Annotated in this window: 15 protein-coding genes; 9 read left to right on the top strand and 6 right to left on the bottom strand. The window is 50.0% G+C overall.

The features are described 5' to 3' along the window. Positions 1 to 12: 12 nt before the first annotated feature. From CWB98_RS17310 to CWB98_RS17290, 5 genes are all read right to left on the bottom strand, one after another. On the bottom strand, positions 13 to 252 hold the full coding sequence (locus CWB98_RS17310) for a hypothetical protein (protein ID WP_138545998.1): 240 nt from the start codon (positions 250 to 252) through the stop codon (positions 13 to 15). A gap of 97 nt (positions 253 to 349) precedes the next feature. Continuing rightward, positions 350 to 1,645 (bottom strand): sensor histidine kinase, encoded by a 1,296-nt coding sequence (locus tag CWB98_RS17305; protein WP_138545997.1) that lies wholly within the window; start codon positions 1,643 to 1,645, stop codon positions 350 to 352. Further along, positions 1,635 to 2,999, bottom strand: a complete 1,365-nt coding sequence (locus CWB98_RS17300; RefSeq protein ID WP_138545996.1) for a sigma-54-dependent transcriptional regulator — start codon at positions 2,997 to 2,999, stop codon at positions 1,635 to 1,637. The genes CWB98_RS17305 and CWB98_RS17300 overlap by 11 nt, the downstream gene beginning before the upstream one ends. Before the next feature lie 272 nt (positions 3,000 to 3,271). Next, positions 3,272 to 4,126 (bottom strand): D-hexose-6-phosphate mutarotase, encoded by an 855-nt coding sequence (locus CWB98_RS17295; RefSeq protein WP_138545995.1) that lies wholly within the window; start codon positions 4,124 to 4,126, stop codon positions 3,272 to 3,274. Positions 4,127 to 4,231: 105 nt separating this feature from the next. Next, a complete protein-coding gene (locus CWB98_RS17290; RefSeq protein WP_138545994.1) occupies positions 4,232 to 6,190 on the bottom strand; it encodes a methyl-accepting chemotaxis protein in 1,959 nt (652 codons plus the stop codon). Between the two features lie 240 nt (positions 6,191 to 6,430). On the opposite strand from CWB98_RS17290, the gene CWB98_RS17285 reads away from it, so the two are divergent. Both CWB98_RS17285 and CWB98_RS17280 read left to right on the top strand, forming a co-directional pair. Then, positions 6,431 to 7,702, top strand: a complete 1,272-nt coding sequence (locus tag CWB98_RS17285; protein ID WP_138545993.1) for a porin — start codon at positions 6,431 to 6,433, stop codon at positions 7,700 to 7,702. 254 nt (positions 7,703 to 7,956) lie between these two features. Then, positions 7,957 to 8,352, top strand: a complete 396-nt coding sequence (locus CWB98_RS17280) for a YbaN family protein (RefSeq protein WP_138545992.1) — start codon at positions 7,957 to 7,959, stop codon at positions 8,350 to 8,352. A gap of 29 nt (positions 8,353 to 8,381) precedes the next feature. Here the strand turns inward: CWB98_RS17280 and lspA are convergent, their stop codons facing one another. After that, positions 8,382 to 8,885 (bottom strand): signal peptidase II, encoded by a 504-nt coding sequence (gene lspA / locus CWB98_RS17275; protein ID WP_138545991.1) that lies wholly within the window; start codon positions 8,883 to 8,885, stop codon positions 8,382 to 8,384. 197 nt (positions 8,886 to 9,082) lie between these two features. On the opposite strand from lspA, the gene CWB98_RS17270 reads away from it, so the two are divergent. The 7 genes from CWB98_RS17270 (at position 9,083) to CWB98_RS17240 (ending at position 23,189) form a co-directional block, all read left to right on the top strand. Then, a complete protein-coding gene (locus CWB98_RS17270) occupies positions 9,083 to 9,841 on the top strand; it encodes a substrate-binding periplasmic protein (RefSeq protein ID WP_138545990.1) in 759 nt (252 codons plus the stop codon). A 255-nt stretch (positions 9,842 to 10,096) separates the two neighbouring features. Then, positions 10,097 to 11,407, top strand: a complete 1,311-nt coding sequence (locus CWB98_RS17265) for a tetratricopeptide repeat protein (RefSeq protein WP_138545989.1) — start codon at positions 10,097 to 10,099, stop codon at positions 11,405 to 11,407. Further along, a complete protein-coding gene (locus CWB98_RS17260; RefSeq protein ID WP_138545988.1) occupies positions 11,397 to 12,662 on the top strand; it encodes a FecR family protein in 1,266 nt (421 codons plus the stop codon). The genes CWB98_RS17265 and CWB98_RS17260 overlap by 11 nt, the downstream gene beginning before the upstream one ends. 12 nt (positions 12,663 to 12,674) lie before the next feature. Next, entirely contained in the window at positions 12,675 to 18,452 is a 5,778-nt protein-coding gene (locus CWB98_RS17255) for an Ig-like domain-containing protein (protein ID WP_138545987.1), read from the top strand. 33 nt (positions 18,453 to 18,485) lie between these two features. Then, the gene (locus CWB98_RS17250) at positions 18,486 to 19,304 is read left to right on the top strand and encodes an MBL fold metallo-hydrolase (protein ID WP_138545986.1); all 819 of its coding nucleotides are present in this window, start codon (positions 18,486 to 18,488) and stop codon (positions 19,302 to 19,304) included. Continuing rightward, on the top strand, positions 19,301 to 21,526 hold the full coding sequence (locus CWB98_RS17245) for a CHASE2 domain-containing protein (RefSeq protein ID WP_138545985.1): 2,226 nt from the start codon (positions 19,301 to 19,303) through the stop codon (positions 21,524 to 21,526). The genes CWB98_RS17250 and CWB98_RS17245 overlap by 4 nt, the downstream gene beginning before the upstream one ends. Before the next feature lie 10 nt (positions 21,527 to 21,536). Further along, entirely contained in the window at positions 21,537 to 23,189 is a 1,653-nt protein-coding gene (locus CWB98_RS17240; protein ID WP_138545984.1) for an HD family phosphohydrolase, read from the top strand. Positions 23,190 to 23,388 lie beyond the last annotated feature (199 nt).

The raw sequence follows: 23,388 nt of genomic DNA, 5'->3' as shown, positions 1-23,388 counted from the left end.
AAACAACAAGGTTCAGGTATCGTGAGTGGGATCCAGTGCGCTCACCAAATGCAAAATGCCACCGGCCACAATGAACACCGCCAGTGCTGAAGCCAGGCTCAGACCTGCATAGACTTTTGCCAAAGCCAGCACACCTGCGCTCCCCCAGGCCAAAACTATTCTGAGCCGGGCCGTCATCAGACTTGCCAATTTGAGTTGGCTGACGCACGCAGCCGCAATGATAAATACGATTAAGGGGATTAAAACCAACATAGTCCACTCCCGGGTCACTGTCTGCCGAAAAAATTATACGGCCCCAGTGTCATTAAAGATCACGGTAATGAAGATTATACGTAAATGATAATTATTATCAACTGGGAAGGGTAATCTTAATCACGCCGCCTGCTCGCTCCCCCGACTCATCATTGCCCACTTCAAGCTGGCCATCGTGACTCTCGATCACATGCTGACTTAGTGTGAGCCCAATCCCCTGTCCATCTGGTTTGGTGGAATAAAATGGCGTTAGCACATTATCAAGGTTGGCAAACCCACCACCTTCGTCAACAACTTCAATCACCACTGCAGGACTGAGGTAGTAGCTACGCAGCTCGACTCGCTGACCGGATGGATCCGCCGCCTGATTGGCCTCAATGGCATTTTTAACCAGATTAATCAGCACCTGCTCAAGCAGTTCGGGATCGCAATGACATTGATGCGCCTGACAGTTCAATTCAATACATTGTGCCGGATGCTGTGGTGCAAACAAATCCCGGACAGATTCAAACAACCCCAGCAACTGAGTGAGTTGGATCTGAGGCTCTATGGGCTTGCTGAGCTGGCCATAACGTGCCACAAAATGCTGCAAATGCTGGCAACGCTGCTCTATCACCCCCAGAGCCTGACGTTCCCTGCTACTGACGGCACGCTCGCCCAGGCTCTGGGCCAGGGAGCTAACCGGAGTGAGCGAATTACGTATTTCATGGCTGATCACCCGGATCAGTTGTTGCCAGGCAGCCAGTTCTTTTTGCCGCAATGCTCTGGTGATATCCAGCGCCACTAATAAACTATGCCGCTGACCCTGTTCAAAAAAATAGCTGCTGTGGAGCTGCCAACGTGCAGACTGTGAGTTACTGATAAACTGCCAGCCATGCTGCGTCTCTTCCAGTCCCAGTGATGTTGCTGTGGTACCTTTATAATGCTGCCAAGGTTGTCTATACATGCTCTCAAACGCTTGATTTGCATAACTTAAGCGTGTATCTTCGGCAAAGACCAGAATCGGTGTATTGAGTTTATCTATCAGCTGATAGATAACAAAAATCTGCGAATTGTAGCGCGATTTTTGACGATGAAGCTGCTCGCCAAGCGCTATCAGCTGCTGTTCAAAAGCTGCCACCTGGCCTGAAGAAAAATGTGGCCGGATCTGCTGACTAAAATCCGCCTGCAGCATAGCTTCAAGCTGCCAGTGGGCACGGGAAAAAATGCGATGTAACTGGGCCAGCCGCTGCTTTTGCAACCGCCATAATACCCAGCTGACAGCGCCACAGATCAGCCCTATCTGCCACCAAGGCAGAGCGAGTTGCCACAATACACCCACCAGTAAAGCAACCACCAAGCAAGCTAGCAGAGCGAGGTGACAGCGTACCGTCCACTCAAAGTTAGTCTTCACTTCGCAGTCCGTACTTATCCAACCGGCGATACAACGAGGATTTAGTCAGCCCCAACGCTTTAGCCGCCTCACTTACTTGGCCCTGATATAGAGCTAAAGTCTGTTCAATCAGGTTTTTCTCCACTTCAGCGAGCGTCGTTCCCACAGGTTGTGGTACGGTGCCTGTTTGTTGCTCCGGTGCAGGGGCGGTCAGGCGTAACTGACAGTCAGAAGCGGTGATCTGTGCTCCTTCACTCAGTAACAATGCACGCTCCATCACATGACTGAGCTCGCGAATATTACCGGGCCAGCGGTATGCCAGCAAGGCAGCTTGCGCTTCACTATCCAACAACTTAGCGGCCAGCTTGTAACGTGCAGCATGACGCGCCAGCAAATGATTTGCCAGCGGCACAATGTCATCCAGTCGTGCACGCAGTGGGGGCAGTTCAAATGTAAAGGTATTGATGCGATAAAACAAATCACTGCGAAAACGACCTGCCGTCACATCCTGTTCTAAATCACTGTTGGTGGCACAGATAAGGCGGATATCAGCATGCTCAGTTCGACTACTGCCAACTCGCTCATACTCGCCGCTTTCCAGCACCCGCAGCAGTTTTGCTTGCTGCGTCAAAGGTATGGTTGCCACTTCGTCGAGAAACAAGGTGCCACCGCCAGCCAGCTCGAAGCGGCCACTGCGCTGAGACTTAGCATCGGTAAACGCGCCTTTGGTATGACCAAACATCTCACTTTCAAACAGGCTTTCAGGAATGGCGCCCATATTGACGCTGACAAGTGGGCCATTTTTCCTGAGTGACTGTCTGTGTAGTGCATCAACCAAATGGCTTTTACCGCAGCCACTTTCACCACACAGCAGTACGCTGGCATCTGTATTAGCAATGCGCGACAGCTTGCTCAGCAAAGTTTTCATGGCCGAGGAACGCCAAGTATAGCAAGGGATGTCAGTGTCTGTGCTCTGTACATCCCCCTGCTTTGCCTGCAGCAGGTTCAGCTTACTTTGCTTGCGAACAGCATCCAGTAGTTGGGCATTTTGCCAGGGCTTTTCGATGAAGTCTGCCGCTCCCAGACGCATCGCCTCAACGGCCAGTGACACACTACCCCAACCAGTCAGACAGATAACCGCAGGGGTGTTGGACTGAGCCTGTAACCAGCTTAAAAAAGTAAGTCCCTCATTGCCGGAAGTGGTATCCCGGGTAAAATTCATATCCAGTAAGATCAGGTCAATGGATTTACAACTCAAAAATTGTTTTGCGACCTCAGGGTGTTCTGCTTCATATACTTCAAAACCATGATCTTCAAGCAAAAATGCGGCGCTTAATCGCACCTCTGGATTATCATCTACAACGAGTACTGCCATTTTGTTCCCTGTTCGTTTATCACTGTACTCAGAATACGGGAATTTGACCAAGACGAAAAGCGCGAGCGAGGTGGTCATTCAAGCTCAGCAACAGAGTTCACGTCACGCACAAGATACGGAAGCGCCAGCTCATCAAGCACAGCGCAGTGTTGCATCCGTTTTTCAGGCTACAAATGGATACCTCGTCCGGTTCAGGCATCCGCGGCCTTACATTCGCAAAGGCCGCGCTAAAGCGCGACTTTGCACGATAGCTGAGAAGCGTTACTTCGGTCTTACGAAATCCAACGGATTTTGGTGGTGAGGGTGTGAGATTCGCCCGGTGCCAGTGTGACGGCGTCGTCCATCACATTGGCAGCTTCCAGACACAGCATAACGTGATACTCATCATCACGGAAATTGCTCAGACGCTTGGATTTTTCTATCCAGGGGTTCCACAGCACACACGAAGCAGAGTGTTCACGGCCAACCTCAATTATGCCATCTGGAGTATCGATGGTTTGTACCTCAGGCGCCCGGGTATACACCATGTCCGTTTCGCGAGCAAAAGAGACCACCTCTTCCTGAGTAAATGGCCCTTCGCCAAACTCGATATATTGCGCGCCTTGCAGACCATCCACTCGGGTCTGTTCAATTTCCGGCGTTGGAAAATACGTATGCAACGCCTGGGTGAGAGAGAAAGTTTCTTTGCCGGTATTCACATTGGTCAGCCTGACTTCTAGCTGATCACTCAATATAAACTCCACCGTCAGACCTGACTCATGTGGCCAGAAGGTGCGGTCAATACTGGTCATCGGCAAAGATAATACAATCCGGATTGCTGTGTCATCTTCCTCAATGCGCTCTGCGCGCCAGACCAGTTTGCGCGCAAATCCGTGGGCTGGCCAATCTGCTTCGGCATGAACACCAAACCAGGGCCAGCAAATTGGAATGCCACCACGGATAGACTGACCTTCGAGATAGGTTTCGTCCTGAGATACCCACAGCAGGTTTTTCTTGCCTGTGGGAATAAATTCGGTGATCTGAGCACCCTGAAGATAAATTTTAGCCTGGCACTGTGGGCCGTTAACGTCAAAATACTCCAGGCCGGACTCGGTACGTGCCAATTTTACTGAGGCAGAAAGTTCCATATAACACCTATTTTTAAACTAAACTGGCACTACCTTACCTAAAATGCACTGACGGTGTAAGAGTCACCTGTCGAATATGAGTGATCTTCATCAAGCATGCGTTCATCACACTCTAAACTGACCCACCAACTTTGTCAGTTGTTCAGACAATCGCTGCATTTTATCGCCATTTTCGCTGGTGTTGTTTGCCACATCACTGACAGTGTCTGCTGCATGCTTTATTTCTATCACATTACGGTTAATGTCCTCTGCAACGTGCTGCTGTTCCTCTGCAGCGGTGGCTATTTGCGTATTCAAATCACTGATGGTCTGAATAGACTGAGTGATTTCACTAAACTGGCTTTGCGCAGAACCCGTGAGCTCTACCGTTTTGTCGGTACGGGTTAAGCTACTGCGCATATCCTGAGATACGCCTTCCGTCATTTTTCTCAACTTGTCGAGTTGCGATGCTATCTCTTCGGTCGATTCCGAGGTGCGCTGCGACAAGGCCCTTACTTCGTCCGCCACCACTGCAAACCCCCGCCCATGTTCGCCTGCTCGGGCCGCTTCAATGGCCGCGTTCAGTGCCAGCAAATTGGTTTGCTCGGCGATCCCTCTGATCACACTGAGGATCGACATGATATTTTCACTTTCACTGTCAAGTTGATTGATATCTGAGGTCGCACGCTTAATCACATCCGACAAGGCAGCCACACTGTCAACCGCCTCGGTCATAACAGACTGACCCAGCTCAGACGCCTGCTGGGTCTGAGTGGCTAAGTCGGCGGCATTGGCACAGCTGGACGCCACCTCATTCGCCGTGGCGGCCATTTCATTGATAGCCGTTGCGGCCATTTCAAGTGCTTGCTGCTGTTGTGCCGTCGAGCTTGTCAGCTCCTCAGACTCCGTAGCGGTTGCACAGGCCGTTTGATTCAATTGCTGAGCGCAGGCATTGATATCCATCACCAGTTGGGCAATAAGGTCTAAAAAGCTGTTAAAACTGTCTGCCAGTTTGCCCGTTTCGTCTTTGCTGTCGACCTCCAGCCGCTGGGTCAGGTCGCCTCCCCCCTGAGAGATGACTGTCAGTCCGTCGCTCACCTCAACAATCGGCCCAGACAGTACATTAGCAATGTAGTTCGCCAACACAACAAACAGCGCAACCAGTACCACGCTCAGGATCACCAGCGTCCAGGTCATCGCATTTGCCGCAGCCATCACCTCTCCTTGCTCCACAAAAGCAATGAATTTCCAGCCCAGTTTCTTCGACGTGTAGATACTGGCAAAGTAGTCGGTGTCATCAATCTGGATTTCGTATAAGCCGGACTGATTACTGGCCACTGTACGATACAGGCCGTTGTCGACCTGATTAACATCCTTAAACCGATAGTCACTGTGCTTGGCATCGACCAAAATTTTACCTGTGTCTTCCACCAGCATCAGATAGCCGGTTTCACCGAGCTTAACCTCACGGATAATCTTGGTCAGACCCTGTAAAGACACATCCATGCCTGTTACACCTATCTCTTGGCCATTCGATCTGACCGAACGCACCGTGGAAACGATGGCCATATCATCCGGAGCCCAGTAATAAGCATCGGTCATGACCGTTTTACCATTGGCGGCTTGCCCGCTGCGATACCAGGGGCGGGGCCGTGGATCATAGTTGGCACTGACCTCACCCTGAGGCCATTGAATGTAGCCGCCTTCCGTGTTGCCAAAGTAGATATAGGCAATCCCCGGATGGGTATCGCCAAAGCGTTCAAACAAATCGTATACCGCCTGCTCAGTCTCACTGCCCGAGCGTGAATTCAGCTGTGTGGCAGTGCCTTTATCGGTGTAAATCTTGACGTCGCTCTGGGCTCGGGTCAGTTTGGGGTTAGTGGCCAGAAACTCAACATTCTTGGCTATTTCATCGAAAAACATGCCAATCCCATTATCGACTTGTAAGGCCTCCCGGCCACTCATCTCGACAAACTTATCCAGCGCCAGCTGCCGGGTCTGGGACACTATCAGAACAGCAATGATCAAAATAGGCGAGACGATAGCAACGATAAAAGCCAGCCTGAGCTTTTGCGAAATAGTCATAGAGTGGATTCCTCACTGGACTGATTGACTGCGCCAACACGCTAAGACATAGGCTGCTTAGCGCCAGTATTCAAATTGCACGATACTGCTCAAAAATATAGTTGATAGTTGCGCAACTATCCAAAGGATCAGGAGAAATTACTGTTGTTCATAGCTGATTACTTGGAACCTGAGAATGGATGGTCTAGGCTATTTAGAGATAATTTATTCTTACTAACTCAAACAAACGGGTGTTCTCCCATGCTAAAACTCTCTCGACTCATGACGGCTCTGTGCGGCGCTATGATGTTGTCTTCTGGCCCCGCCATTGCCAGCGAAGATGAACTGGCACAGCTAAAGAAGCAGCTAGAACTGCTCCAGCAGAAAGTTCATAAAATGGAACGTGAACAGGCACGTGAAAAAGCACAAGCCAAGGCCGATAAAAAGGCCAAACAAGCGGCGCCTGCCAAACCCAGCATTAAGGTCGGCGGGGCGGTACGGACTAACCTCAGCCATACTTCCTACGATGACGACAACAAAAATCGCGGCGGCGACTTTGACTTTGACATTTTCCGCCTTAATTTCTCCGGCAACGTTGGCGGTTTTGGCCTCAATGCCGAAATCCGCTTTTTTGACTACATGACCGCCGTGAAATACGCGTATTTACACTACGACTTTGCCAAAGACTGGCAGGCACAGCTGGGCATGACCAAAGTGCCATTTGGCAACTGGCCATACAATTCACACAATTACTTTTTTAACACGACTTATTACATCGGGTTAGAAGACGATCACGACATGGGCGTGTTGTTTAAGCGCAAAGTCGCGGATAACTGGCAGATAGATCTGGGTTTTTTCAAAAATGATGAACTCGGTGGCGTAGACGGCTATGTGGAAGATCGCAGCGACCGCTATTCCTACGATATCGTCGGCTTTCGTAAGGCCTCAGATGGGGTATACGATGATCCGGCTCAGCCCCTCGGTGAATATAACACCTTTGCCGGTCGCTATGCTTACCACTTTAAACACAAAGGCGGCACCACAGAGGTTGGGGTATCTGGCTTGAGCGGCGGTCTGCACGATGGCGTTGATAAAGCGGGTGATTACATGGCCTGGGCCATCCATCTGAATGGCAACTATGGTCCGTGGAATCTGCAACTGCAACATGGTGAGTATGAATATGACGTCGATACCCCGGCAACACGGATGGCCGTTGGTGCTTATGCTTTTTTCGACTCCATTGCAGCAGAAGCAACCATGAGCAACGCCAATATTGCCTACAGTTTACCCGTAGAATTTGGCCCAATCACAGGCTTACAATTTTACAATGACTACGGCATTATTTACGACAAATCGGATGACACCGAAGACACCTGGATGAATGTGACGGGCGTCTCGCTATCCGCGGGCGCCTTCTTTACCTACATCGACTATGTACTTGCAAAAAACCAACCTTTCGTGGGGGGTTCCATTGCGGGTAACAGTGATGACACTGAGCGCCGCTTCAATATCAACATCGGCTACTATTTTTAACGCTTAATCAGGGGAGCGGCCTGTGCGCCGCTTGCCGTCTATGAACAGCCAGGCTCAAGCCCCTTTTAAACAGCAGTTAAAACACCGAAAAAGTAAGTGCACACTTACACATGATGTTAGTTACCTTCCGCAAAGAAATATTACAGATCACACAAAAATATTACGCCTGCTATTCGTCCGTCGGTTTTTGGCTATAATGAAAAAGTTAGCCAATGCAAAAACGATGACATTGGATATTTCCGGGAAGGATAGCGATGAAAAAACACGCTCAAAAACTATTTAACCGCTGCTTCTGGCTGCACGTTGCAGGAATACTGTGTGTTGCACTGGGGTTTATCGGAATGGCACTTCCGGTCATGCCGACGACTGTCTTTTTTATCCTCGCACTGGCTTGTTTTACCCGCTCTAATCCCAAACTCGCAAACTGGTTGCTGTCTCACCCGAAATTTGGCCCGTCATTGCACGCCTGGCAAACACACCAAGTTGTGCCAGTTAAAGGGAAATGGGGCGCAGGCCTGGGTATGCTACTTGGCTTTGTGATCCTTTGTATGACATCTGCCCCCTGGTATGTGTTGGCTGGTGTCGCCCTCACCGAGCTATTGGTTATGGCCTATTTACTCAGTAAACCCTCACACATACCCATCAGCTAAGCGCCTTTCAGCAGAGTGATGGTTTGTGATCAGGTTTTCTGCGGCGCAGTAGTCTGATTATGGGTGGTATACACTATCAACATCACCGCCCCCAGCATAATCGCAACATCTGCAATATTAAATACACCCGTCCTAATCTCACCAATACCCAGATTTAAAAAGTCAATCACCGCACCATTATTGAGGAGCCGGTCAATCAGGTTACTTGCTCCCCCTGAGAGCACCAGAGACAAACCCGTGATCTGATGGCGGTTGAGATCCTCACTTTTCAGTGTGTACAGCAATATTGCAATCAGCAACAGCGCAATGACACCGATAAACAGCACACTCCTCAGCGGTGCAGGCAGATCGCTTCCCAGACTCAAGAAAGCACCTGCGTTTTCCCGGTAACCAATGCGTACAATATCATGCCAGTAGCTGGTCATCTGCCAGCCGTGGAGATAGTTACCAGCAAACCACTTTGAGAGCTGATCCAGGCACATACCCACAGCACAGATCATCAAGACCCGGTGCATACGTTGTTTTGTTGTCATAACTTGTTGTCTTTTCAGTTAGCCGTATATCACTATAAAACTGTCATTGTGACACCTGCATGACACTTTACTGAAAATGACATTGTTTAGCATAAATACGACAAACGGCCACACTTGCATTTCACTGCGACTCTGGCATTCCAATTCAGGTTTTCTAAACTAAACTTTACGGTGGTCGATTATAAAGGGGGTGAATTGTGCGCAAGTTGATGCCTGTCATCCTACTTTATTGCCTGATGGTCACCCTACCTCTGGTGGCAAAGCCCATGCTGCTTGGTAGCCACAGCGTCTGGCCGCCTTACATACAGAATGACGATCGTGGCCTTAGCTACGATATTGTCGCTGCCGCATTTGCGCGCAGTGGCGAAACATTTGCATTGCAGACCGCACCATTTAGCAGAGCCATGCGCCTGGCATACAATGGTCATATCGATATAATCCCCGCACTGTGGTTTACTCAGACCCGTGCAGAGCACTTTCTGTTCAGCCAGCCCTATCTGTACAACGAACTGATTTTTATCTCTCAGGCAACTCAGTCTGTCTCTTTCTCTGGACTCGCGTCACTGACCGGAAAAAACGTCTGCATGATCCGTGGATTCGCTTATCAAAACCTGCTCAGCGGGCACCCCAAGGTCAAAGTCATCACCCAACTGCATGTGAGTGAATGCCTGCGACAACTGGCTCGAGGCCGGGTCGATGGCATGATCGCAGATAAATTTGCGGCTGCGTACACAATCACTCATCATTTTCAGGCACAAACATTTACCTTGCATCCACAGGTCGTGGCCTCCTGGCCTTTGCATATTGGGATTGTAAAAAACCACCCTCGCGCTCAGCAGCTTATTCAGTTATTTAATCAAGGGCTGGCTGAGATTATCGAGGACGGCACCTACAACCACTTACTCTCGCAATATCCTATGATTAGCTCTGACCTGAGGCCAATTCAGTCACAGTAATCATTTGTACCCGTAACTTAGAGTGAAATATTGAAAGTGCTGACTATAATTTAATCACACTCTCTTGGTCCGTTAACTTAAAACTGATAGAGATTAGTCTGTTAGGCTGTTATCAGTGATATCACGGCGCCTTACAAATGTGCTCGTATTCGTGTTGTATAAGCACGCACGTAAAGGTGCCTGGGTATGAAATAATGCTTAAAAACAAAGTTGACTGGCAGTACCAGAGAATAATCGAACTTTGGGTGATCTGTTATGCAGCTATTACTTCAACGCGCGTTTATTCCGGTCGTTTTGCTTCTGGGCCTACATACCAATACCGCCCTGGCATCAACGTCGCTTACACAACTCAAATCAGCACTGGAGCAGGGCCAGTTTGAACAAGCTTATGCACTGGCACAGTCACAGTTCGAAGATGCGGCAGGTGACCCAGAATTCGACTTTTTATATGCCAGAGCCGCATTAGAGACCAACCGCTTTAATGAAGCCGTTTTTGCGCTTGAACGGGTTCTCGCCGCGAAGCCCAACCACCAGCCCAGTTTGTTCTTATTGGGCTTGACCTATAACAAGCAAAAGAACTACCCTCAGGCCGCCAGCACCCTCAATAACCTACTAGCCACACCGCTCAGTGATGAGTTTCGACAACGAGTAGAACGTGCGCTACACGCGATTGAAGAAAACCTGGCCAGTCTGAAACAACAGCTTAAGCACCGGGTATCACTGGCGCTGGGCCATGACAGCAATGTCAACAGTGGTACGACGGACGACCGCATTGTCATTGGCGGTTTGCCTCTGTTTATCGACGACACCAGTCGAGAAACATCCGATGGCTTTGCCCGTGCCAGTTACCGCTTTGATGGTCGCTGGCAGCAAACTCAGCATCAGGCTTGGCGGGCAAATATTCAATTGTCGAATCAGGTTCACCAGGACAGTGATGAATTCGACAGAACGCAGCTCAGCGCCAACATCAGTTACATTCGGGAGCTAGACGCATTGCAGCTCCACCTGGGAACTCAGCTTGGTGTTATGTCTTTAGATTCAGGTACCTATCAACAAGATGCTGGCGTGTTTGGCGCGCTCCGTTACACCATCAGCGCACACTGGTCCGCAGCGTTTAATCTCAGTGCATTTAACCTCAATAACGTGCGTGACAGCGTACTGGACAGCCGTTTATATACATCCGGATTGGCACTCAGCAGAACCAGCCGCAACTGGCTAGTCCGCTTTACTGCAGGTTACACCTGGCAGCCTGCACAAGAGCCGGCAGGGGAACATTATGCGCGCGATTACAGCCACTTAGGAGCTGCGCTGATTTATCGGCTGAACGACGCCCACCGACTCAGCGCCAGAATACAGTATCGAGATATCACACACCGCGCTGCCCACCCCTTTTTCTTGCAGGTACGTGACGAAACACTCCACATCGCCCAGTTAGGCTGGCTCTATCAGATATCACCCGCCTGGGGCGTGGAAACAAAACTGGCTTATTACGACAAAGACAGCTCGCTGCAGCTGTACAGCTATGATCGCACTGAATGGTCCTTAGGAGTACATTATGATTTCTAAATCCCGTACTGTTTGGCAGCTTTTCGGGCCACTCAGACAATCCGCACTCTCAGCAGTGTTACTGCCCTGTTTAATCACAGCTCAGTCGAGTCTGGCAGCACCGGCAGGCAAAACCCTGATGTCACGGGGACAAGTGGTTGCGACGGCGACTGACAGTGAAGCACAACGCGCGCTAAAACGACGCAGTCCTGTCTTCGATGTTGATGTAGTGAACACGGGCCAACAAAGTAACGCTCAGCTGCGCATGCAAGATGGTGCACTTATCGCGTTGAAAGAAAATACTCAGCTAATCATCAGTGAGTACTCTGGCTCTTCTGAAGAAGATGGCTCTGTCGTTATGGAGCTGGTCACGGGCGGGTTGCGTACCATTACCGGAAAAATCAAAGGGAATAAAGACAATTACCAGCTAAAAACACCGGTGGGTAGTATCGGGATCCGCGGTACCCACTACGAGGTGGAATGGCAGGGTGATACGCTATTATTAGCGGTTTGGGATGGCACCATTGAAGTCAGTGTCAATGACCAGCCACTGTTACTGGGCCAGGAAGGCAACTATTCGTTTGCCAGCGTCAGTCAAAGCGGTGAAGTGACGACGTTACTTGCCCCACCACAACAACTGTCGCGGCTTACCCCCCAAAGCCAGGCTTCCGGCAGCGATTCAGAGCCAGATACGCAAGCTGATCAAGGCGACACGTCATCCGAGTCCGGCGAAATAACCTCCGAATCGACATCTCTGGCCATCGCACAAGCCCCCGTTGCAACGGCCCCCGCTTCTCAGGCGGCCTTTGAAACCGCCTTGCCAGATGTTGGCCGAGATATCTCAGACAACGACTTTATTAGCGAGGAAAGTCTCGACACCTTTGGGGTGGAGCCAATTGAAGACCTGATCGCAGAGCGCACGGGTACCGCACTTTATACCGTCCTTGAGCGCGCAGAATTTAATTCTTCTGCGGGTGCAGTGAGTGATATTCAGATGCAGATCAATGTTGATTTTGACAGTGGCACAGTCCCTCAGGGAGTGCTGTCGTTCAACGACCCACAAGGTGAGTGGTTTGCAGCCTTTAACGGCTTGATAGATGCCAATGGTATGACCCTGGGCGTGAATTTTGCCTCACATGGACAGAATCTGGCAGAGGGGACCATAGAAACGCTGTTCAGCGATGAGCTGAGCAAGTTACGTGGCAGCTTTAATTTGAATGAAATTGACGAGCCAGATGTAACCGCCTCGGGCTTGTTTACTTTGAGCCAACCTTAAGGGGGATGCGGGATGAAGCGCTCGCAATTACACCAACTGGGCTTACTGACGCTGATCTGTGGCGCGCTGATAACGGGTTGCTCAGGCGATGGTGACAACGCAACAACACCGAATAATGACAGCATAGGCGTACCACCCACACAGGACCAAAGCACGGATCAGCCTGACATGCCGTCAGGACAAGCAAACCTGATCCCCTTTGATTATCAACCCAAACTCGCCAGTCGCAACCTGGCCGCCCGACAAGTGGTGAACACGCAGTTTGTAAACGGTACAGGCACTGTCCTGTTCCCTGATACACAGCGTACGTATCGGGGAAATATTACCGTGTCTCTGGGGTCGATTACCGATCCGGATGGGGTTAGTCGGGTCTTACTGGGCTTTGAAAATGCTGAACTGGCACAGGTGCTGTGCGATGGGAACTGCAGCGACCCCTTTGCCTTTACTGAAACCGGTATTAATCCGATGAGTTTCGGACAGCAACCCGGAAGTGTGCAACTGCAAGTCTGGGTCGAAGACAACGGGGGCAATCTGAGCACGGTTGCCACGCAACAAATCACCTGGCTCCCACGCAGCGTCGTATTTAATAGCACAGAGCGCAGTGACGGCACAGCCTCACTAGATTGGCAACCACTTTCGAGCTTTTTACGTTACAACGCCTACCTTGCCGAAACGCCCATCGATGACATACGAACGGTCACTACTTTACCCGGTGGACAACGGGCTATAGCTTTAACAGAGTCAAGCCATGTCTTTAGCGGGCTCGACCCACAAAAGCATTATTATGCCCGGATCTCAGCCATTGATGGCAGTGGTGAGAGCGCCTTCAGCGAGTCTCGTATGCTGGCAGCCTCAAACCTGGTCACACCCACTGCCGTCTCTGACAGCTTTAGCGGCATTCAGTTTGAGTCTGTCTCTGGCAACCTGCTAACCAATGACGACGCCAATGGCCTGCCTCCGTTAACTTTGGTTACCACGCCAGTCAGAGCACCACAAAACGGGACCCTGACGCTCTTTGCGGATGGTCGCTTTACCTATGTCCCCAGAGAAACCTTCTTTGGCTCAGACAGTTTTCGCTATCGGATAGTCAACAGTCAGGGCGCGACCGCCGAAGCCGAAGTATCCCTGCTAATTGAGCAAATCAATCAGGACCCCATTGCCTTTGATAACCGCTATGCGCTTGAACAAAATAGCGTATTAACCATCAGCGGGGCCGGACTTTTGGTCAATGACATTGATTTTGATGGCGATCCATTAACTGTCGACACAACCCCGGTAACCGATGTGCAGCACGGCATACTGACTCTCAGTTCAGACGGCAGCTTTAACTATCAGCCCGATACCGACTTTATTGGAACCGATAGCTTCGAATACCGGGTTGAGGATGGCAAGGGTGGCTCAAATACCGCCACCATCACCCTGAGCATAGAAGATGAAGTCAGCAACTTTCCACCTGTCGCCGTCAATGACAGTTACCAGACCAATGAAGATGAGCAGTTGTTTGTTGACATCCCAGGGGTACTGAGCAACGACAGTGACGCCGATGAAGACCCTCTTGCGCTTTCAATCATTGAGCAACCTACCATGGGCACGTTAGAACTCAGTGATACAGGCAGTTTCCGCTACACCCCACAACAGAACAGTTATGGGCAGGATTATTTTGTTTATCAGGTGGACGATGGGGCAGCCAGTGTACAAGCCTTTGTTGTAATAGACGTAATAGAAGTGAATGATGCCCCTCTGGCCAATGATGACAGTATTGAGGCCACACAGGGACAAGCCGTTAGCATCTTGGTGGCCGCCAATGATCAGGACATCGATGGCAGTTTAAACCTGACCAGCCTGGTTCTGGTCGAGGGGCCCAGCCATGGCACTGTAAACCTGAGTAATGACAATACGCACTTTATTTACCAAAGTGATGCGGATTACCGTGGCAGCGACAGCTTCACCTATCAAATAAAAGATGACAGAGGCGCCCTGTCCAATATCGCAAATGTGTTTATTGAAGTGACCGGAAACAATATCCCGCCGGTCGCGGCCAATGACAGCGCAACAACACAGCAGAATATGCCAGTCACCATTGATGTCCTGGCCAATGACAGTGACGTCGACGGTAGTCTGAATTACAACAGCTTAACCGTTGTCACGGCCCCAACCAATGGCAGTGTGACACTCGATCTCGTCGGTCTTGGCGGCTTTATCTATACGCCGCAAAGCGGTTTCTTTGGCACCGATACTTTTACCTATCAGGTGCAAGATACTGAAGGGGGTCTTTCCAATACAGCGACGGTGTCCATCACCGTTGCGCGACTCAATCAAGCCCCCATTGCCGACAACGACACTGCCACACTGGAAATAGGCCAGTCCGTCATTATTGAGGTACTGGAAAACGACAGCGATACCGACGGAACATTACAAACAGACAGCGTAGAGATAGTAGAACCCGCAATTATGGGCTCCACAGAAATAAATAGTACCGGTTCCATCACCTATTTCCATACCGGTACTTTAGCAGGGGAAGACACTTTTACTTACCGTGTCAAAGACAACAATGGTGCCTTCTCTAATACCGCGACTGTGACTATCACAATTACCGCGCCCGACACCACGCCAGTGGCTGTCAATGACAGTGCTGAAACCGACAAAAATGTGGCTGTAAATATCGCGATATTGAATAATGATCAGGCGAAAGGCCGTAGCCTGATCATCAGCAGTATCACTGTTGTAACGCCACCAACTCATGGCAGCGTCTCGATTGACAGTGTCAGTGGCTCTGCTCAGTATACTCCGCAGTTTAATTTCATTGGCGGCGATAGCTTCAGTTACACCGTGAACAATGATTTGGCCGAAACCTCGAATGTCGCGACGGTCACACTGACCGTAAACGACAAAAACTACGCACCTACCGTTGAGCCAGGCTCAACCGAAATCGACACAAATGTCAGTAATGGTACTGAGATAGTGCAGATCAGTGCCTCCGACCCCGATGGCGATACTCTGACCTATGCATTGTCTGGCTCAAATTCAACCCTGTTTTCCGTTGACAGTAACGGCAAAGTGACCGTAATAAATGCCGATCAGATTGCCAGCAATGGGGCGCAAACCTACACTCTGACCATCACGGTCTGTGACTCTGGTACCCCACAACTATGCGCTGAAAGTCAGCTCAGTATTTTTGTTACACAAGCAGCTCCAAGCTATGTGGCCATTAAACGCAGTAATTTTGGCAGTGATGGCAGCTTAATGGTGGCACTCAATGCCAGCCTGGAGTTTCATAGCCCAGGGCAAACGGTGCTGCAAAGCGATGGCAAACTGGTAAGTGTGGGGGCCGTTGGTCATTTCAATGATGCCGCCGGTCGCAATATCCACCGAGCTTATGTAAGCAGACAACTCAGTGATGGCCGTCCGGACAATGGATTTGCCGATGCGGGTAACTTCCAAAGTGGTTTTGGTATAGAGATAGAAAGCATTCCACAGGATGTCTGGGCCAAGGTGGCTGCTGTTGATTCGCAAGGGCGCATTTATGTGGCCGGGTACGTTAATTTCAACAGTTCACAGCAATTGCTGGTTTTCCGTCTGCTGGGAGATGGCTCTTTGGATACCAGCTATGCCAATGGCAATGGGTATATGACTTTACCACTGGGCAGCAACGTCTTTGTGGCGCCTGTCGCCATTGCACTGGAGGACAATGAGACCGTTACCATACTGAGTAATATCAAAGCGACAAGCAGCGCAACCACAGGTACTGTCACCTTATCCAGGATCACTGCGCAGGGAGAAGTATCCGTTACTCAGGCGCTTGCAGACACGCCTACTAAAAATGCACGAGGCATGGTCACTCTGCCCTCCGGTGACTATCTTGTGTATGGGGAAATCACCTCCAGCGAAACAGGTGAGGATATCATGTTAATGCGCCTCACGCGTAGCACGCTGACGCCAGATAGTAGCTTTCAGAATAATGGCCTGCTACAAATCAATATTACTCCAGTGCCCGATGGCGCCAACGGTAACCAATTCAATGACACCACCCGTCATGTGCAGGTCAAAGACAGCAACACCCTACTGATAACCGGACTCACTACACTAGATGAGTCTGGGGAAGAGCGTTCTGTGTACTTACTACAAATCACCATGGATGGCGTATTGGACACCGCATTTGCAGGCACAGGTAAACGTACCTATGCGCTCAGTGAACTCCCCACAGATTCTAGCAATGATATATCCGGCTACTCTGCTACAGGGATCGGTATCGTCGCTGACAGTGATACTTACTATCTGGCTTTACAACGCAGCTTTTTTGGTAGTGATCAGGTCGTTCAAATTATAAAAGTGGGTCTCAATGGCGATGTAGATGTGAACTGGCTGCCGGGTAACAATGGCTTTAGCATTTATCATGGCACAGGGCTGAAGGTATTTGATTTACTTGAAACGCAAGGTGGGCTGCTGCTCAGTGGTCAGAAGTTTAATTATTTGGGCAACAACTATCTGTCTGAGCATTGGCTGGGCGAAGTAGCCACAACCGCTGAGTTTAACCAGAGTTTTGGTTCATTTGGTCAACGCACTGTCAGTGTTGGCCGCCGAGATGAGACATTTGTCGCAGGGCACACTTCCAGCTTTAGCGCATCAGCAGGGCATTTGCTGCTCAGTGGTCAGGCTAACAACTGGCAAAGCTCTCCACAGGCGGTGCCATATGTATTGAAACTGGATGGCGTTGGCCAGCGAACGAGTACCTTTGGCAATCTGGGGTTAACCTCCACGGTACCAGTGACAACGATGGGGACTATGTCCAGTGCCACTGTGGGTGCCATTACTGAAGACAGTGCCGGTGCCGTTTTGCTGAGTGCTTCGGGTATGGTATCCGTGTCCGCAGGCGACGAACAAGCCATGGCAACGTTTAGCAAATTTAGTAACTTAGGGATTCTGGATACCAGTTTTGCCAACAGTGGTGTATTCAGCCTGAGCGCCAGTGAGTACAAAGCAGAGGCCTCTGCTCTGGATTTAACACAGCTTACGGTACTGCCTTCTGGAGATATTCTTGCTCTTGGGCAAGTAACAGCCAGCTGTTACACCCACAGTATGGCCTTCATTGTTTCCAGCTCAGGTAGTTTGTCGAGTTCCTTCGAATACACCATTCCGGGGGAGCCTAGCTGCAGCCCCAATGCACATCGAGTATCCATGATCCATACTGTAGGTAGTAGTCTGGTCGGGGTTGGGCAAAGTCAACCGGGTCCAACTGCACCTCAGTTACTACTCGCCAAAGCCAGTGTAACCGGCGTTCCGGATACCAGTTTCGGAACAGGTGGATTGGCTTTACTGGACATTGGACTGAGTGCAGGCGACGACATCACCATTAAAGGGTCTGTGGTTGATGCCAGCCAGGGCTTTATTGTCTTTGGCTACGCAGGCACTAATAATTTTATCGTTCGGGTGAACAGTTCAGGTGCACTGGATACCAGCTTTGCAGATGGCGGGATTTTGAAATTTACACAGCTCGAGGGCGAAGCGGTGCTATTAAGTCAGGCCTGGATTGAAAGCAATGGTAAGTTACTGCTATTTGCGCAGGCAAGCAGCTCGAAGTCCTTGTATGTCGGCCAGCTGTTGCTCAGCGAGTCTCCGGGAAGTTGGGATAGCAGTTTTAATGACACGGGTGCACAGCTTTTCAGTAGTTCAGTGACAGGCAATTTGCTCACCGTGCTGAAGCAAAGCAGCAGCACTGAATTTGTCTTTGTGCTGCAGCAGTCAACACCAGCCAGAGTGAGTTTACAAGCCGGCCAGGTCGTTCAACAGTGATGATAATCAGTATCCATCACCAAAGGGTTAGGTATGAAGATAAAGTTTTACGGTGTGCGGGGGTCAACCCCCACACCCGGTCCAACCACCGTGCACTATGGCGGCAATACAGTATGTGTAACCCTTGAGAGTGACAAAGGAAAGCGCTTGATCCTGGATGCGGGGACTGGGCTTAGAATTCTAGGCCAGGAACTGATGCATACCCGACAGCCTTTCTACATATTACTGAGCCACAATCATTGGGATCATATTCAGGGTTTCCCCTTTTTCATTCCCGCTTACATTGCCAAACGTCAAATAACCATAGTGCCAGGTGTAACAGAAGAGCACGCTCCCGATGCCATCCTAAAACAAATGCTGGGCAGCTATTTCCCTGTGCCACACACTACTTTGGCAGCTGACATTCGAGTGGAACCGCAAACCCAGGATCAGTGGCAGTACGAAGACTTTGACATTCAACGCTGCGCGATGAACCACCCAGGTGGTGGCAGCGCTTATCGTATTCGTGCAGATGGTATAGACATTGTCTATGCTACAGACAATGAACTTAACCCACCGGGTTTACCTGTTACCTCGTTTCAGCAATGGGTAGATTTTGTAAAAGGGGCTGATTACCTGATCCACGACGGCCAGTTTGTTCCGGATGATTACCCATTGAAACATGGCTGGGGGCATTCACTTATCAAAGATGCCCTACTGCTGGCAGAGCAAGGGAGTGTTAAGCACCTGGTACTGATCAGCCATGATCCGGACCGTAGCGACGCAGAACTTGATCAGATAGCCGCTGATATAAAAAGCCAGAATTGGTCGTTTATTACCATTTTGGCCCGAGAGGGGCTGACACTGCCATGAACTTCCCGCAACTATGGCGCAAATACTATCAACAGTGGGTGTGCAGTTGCTTACTAATTGTTCTGTTTATGGCATTGCAGCTGTTAACCCTGTCACCCGCTTCTCCGTATGGCGATGCCTTTAAACGGCTCGAAGGCCTGGGCTATGACCTACGTCTGAAGTCTACACTCTCCTTGCAATCGCGCTCTTTTTTGCCCATTGTGATTGTCGACATCGACGAACCCAGTTTGAAACAAGTCGGCCGCTTTCCCTGGAGTCGCCATGTTATAGCACGCTTGCAGTCTCAATTGGCAGATGCCGGGGTGGCGGTTATCGCCTACGATATTCTGTTTTCAGAGCCCGAGCTCAATCCTGCACAGCAAGTACTTAGTCACCTTAGTGACACCTTGCCAGCCGTATTTCAAACATTGCAAACACTGGCCCCTACCATAGATGCCGACAGCGCGTTTTCTGCCCGCTTGCAGGATACGGATACTGTACTGGGTCTGTTATTTGAACATCAGCCGGATATTCAGGTTGGCACATTGCCTGAAACAATTTTCTTCAGCGCAGTCCCTGCCTCCTCATTGCCAGTCCCGGCCTTTGCCGGACACGTTGCCAACGTGCCTGAACTGCAGCAGCAAAGTCCTGGAAGCGGCTTTATCAACAGTGCCCCGGACAGCGACGGCTTTATTCGCAACTCCATGTTACTGGCTAAACATCAGGGCCAGCTTTATCCGGCGCTGGCACTGGAGGCTGCCCGACTCTACACCATGGCCGAACAAGTAGAAGTCGTCACCAAACCGTTTGGTGAGGGGCACAGTGTAGAAGGGATCCGCCTCGGAACTCAGTTGATCCCCACCGATGATTACGGTCGGGTTAATGTTCCCTACCGGGGCCCCGCCTTCAGCTTCCCCTATGTTTCTGCTGGTGACGTATTGAGCGGAAACATCGATCCTCAACTATTTGATCAGGCAATTGTTTTTGTTGGTACATCAGCGGTCGGTCATGCCGACTTACGGACCACTCCAGTCGGTGTTCAGTACCCAGGTGTGGAGGTGCACGCCAATGTACTCGAGGGACTGGTATTCCCCGAGCTGTTGCCCAGCCGACCAAACTGGATGGATGGGGCAGTGATAATGCTATTACTGATCACAGGGTTACTCTGTGTGGCTATTTTACCTCGGCTTGAAGTCCTGGGGATCGCGGTATTTACACTGTGTTTATGTGGGCTATTTGTCACACTCAGTGTCTATTTATGGGTCGAATTACGACTGGACTTGCCACAGGTTGCACTACTATCCATGTTGATCAGCCAAGCCATGATCCTGGGTAGTCTTGGCTTTGTTCGCGAACACAAAGAGCGACTGCAAATAAAATCGATTTTCGACCAATATGTACCGCCAGCCCATATCCAGGCAATGCTGGACAACCCGGATAGTGTGTCCATGGAGGGTGAAAAACGGGATATTACTGTGCTATTTGCCGATATTCGCTCCTTTACCACTATCTCTGAGTCATTGGACGCGGGCCGCCTCAAGTCCTACCTCAACCAATATTTTTCACCCATTACACGCATTATTTTTGAACACCAGGGGACCATTGATAAATATGTTGGAGACATGGTGATGGCTTTTTGGAACGCCCCCTTACCTGTTGAGCAACACCCGGAGCTTGCTGTGCGATGTGCCATGGCCATGCAGGAGGAAGTAGATGCACTACAAGAGCCAATGCGCCAGCAAGCATTGCCGCCTTTTAAAATAGGGATTGGGCTCAATACCGGGGACATGAATGTGGGCGACATGGGCTCGGAGTATCGCCGTGCTTACACCGTACTGGGCGATGCCGTGAACCTGGGTTCACGTCTTGAAGGTCTGACGAAATATTACGGAGTCGGCATATTGATTAATGAAACCACACACGCACAGTGCCCCGGGCTCGTTTGTCGCCCAATCGACAAGGTGAAAGTAAAAGGTAAAAACCTGGCCGTCACTGTCTACGAGCCCATATGTAGCAGTGATGCGCTAACCCCAGCGCTGCGCAATGAGTTAGCAGCACATCAAAATGCCTGGACGCTTTATTTATCGCAACAATGGCAGCAGGCACTGGCAGCTTTTACTAAACTTAAAGAGTTGTCACCAGAGCGAAAAATCTATGCGTTAATGTACGAGCGCATCCTGACATTGCAGGCGCACCCGCCCGGTGAAGAGTGGGATGGCAGCTACACCCATACATCGAAATAGCAGGTAAGTTATGGAACAGCATATTCGAAACATTGCAAATAAGTTTGAGCAGGCGGGCTCACAGGTGGCGTTACAGCACTTGCTTAAGTTGGCTATTGAACTGGCATCAGAACATGACACCAACAGACTACTTGAAAACATCCTGCTATCTGCCATGGAACTCAACGCCACAGACGGCGGCACAATATACTCAGTGTCAGAAGATATGCAGCTGCATTTTGCCACGCTTATCAATGGGCCATTGGACCTTCATATGGGTGGCACATCGAATCAACCTATCCCGTTTGCGCCAATCCCCATTTATCTTGAAAACGGTCAATGCAATGAGAGTGCTTTGGTCGCACTGGCTGCAGCAAAACGGGAGGTGATACGCATTGATGATGTCTATCAGTGCAGTGAGTACGACTTATCCGCAGCGCGAGCCATGGATGCCAAAACGGGCTATCACACACAGTCCGTGCTCACGATCCCATTACTCAACCACGAAAATGAACTCAATGGTGTGCTGCAACTTATCAACCCGCATAGCAAAGGAGAAATTGTCCCTTTCTCTGCCCAGCAGACAGAGATGATCTGCTCTATCGGTGCGCTCGCGGCCGTTGCATTAACCAACCGACAATTGATCGATGGCATGGAAATTCTGTTCCAGGCATTTACTCGTTTGATTGCAAAAGCCATTGATGAAAAGTCTCCCTATACCGGCGGACATTGTCGGCGAGTTCCGGAACTCACGATGATGATTGCAGAAGCTGTCCATGAAGCGCAATCAGGTCCAATGGCGGATTTTTCGATGACCGAAGCTGACCGAGCCGAGCTGTCTTTAGCAGGATGGCTACATGATTGCGGTAAAATCGCCATCCCTGAATATGTCATGGATAAAGCGACAAAGTTAGAATCTGTTCATGATCGTATTGCACTCGTAGATGCCCGGATAGAAATTGCAAAACGCGATCTCGAACTGGACTACACAAAACGTATTTTGCGCTTTGAGCGCGATGGTGATGAGGCACAAGTATGTCACCTCAGCGCAGAACTAGACGAAAAGCTAGCTCAACTAGAGCAAGATCGCCAATTTTTACGCCATGCCAATATTGGCGGTGAGTTTATGCGAGAAGAGGACCAACAGCGAGTTCAACAGATTGCCGAGCAAACCACTGTTAGGATCGGTACAGACATTCACCCCTTACTCAGTCAAAATGAGGTGTACAACCTCAGTATTGCTCGTGGCACGTTAACTACAGAAGAAAGGCAGATCATCAACCGCCATATGGACATCACACTGGAAATGTTAGAGGCATTGCCCTTTCCTAAGCATTTGCGTCGTGTTCCGGAATTCGCCGGAGGGCACCATGAAAAAATGGATGGCACGGGCTACCCAAGAGGGCTGACCCGTGAGCAAATGTCCGTGCCAGCTCGTATCATGGCAATAGCGGATATTTTTGAAGCACTGACGGCAGCAGATCGGCCTTATAAAGATGCGAAAAAACTCAGTGAATGCTTGTTTATCATGGGAAAAATGAAGCTCGGAGACCATATAGACCCCGATTTATTCGATGTGTTTGTCAACGCTAAGGTGTATTTAAAGTACGCGCAACAATTTCTCAAGCCAGAGCAAATAGATGAAGTAATACACGAACAGATCCCCGGGTATGAGAAAAAATAGGGCCGAAAGATAACTGCCAATAATGGTGTGCATTGACAATGTAGCTGTGACGACTTGTTATCTCTGCGGCCCTATATCTAGGGGTAACATATTTGTTATTATTATTTAGTACGGAATACAATCTTCCTTTTACAGCACGGGTATCCTGCAAACGGTATTGATGAATCTAACCAGCGATGCAGCAGCAGTAGGACCACTG

It is taken from the genome of Pseudoalteromonas rubra, from assembly GCF_005887115.1.
GTDB lineage: Bacteria > Pseudomonadota > Gammaproteobacteria > Enterobacterales > Alteromonadaceae > Pseudoalteromonas > Pseudoalteromonas rubra_F.
Note: the sequence above shows the minus strand (reverse complement) of the source record. Positions and strands in the feature narration are given on the sequence as shown.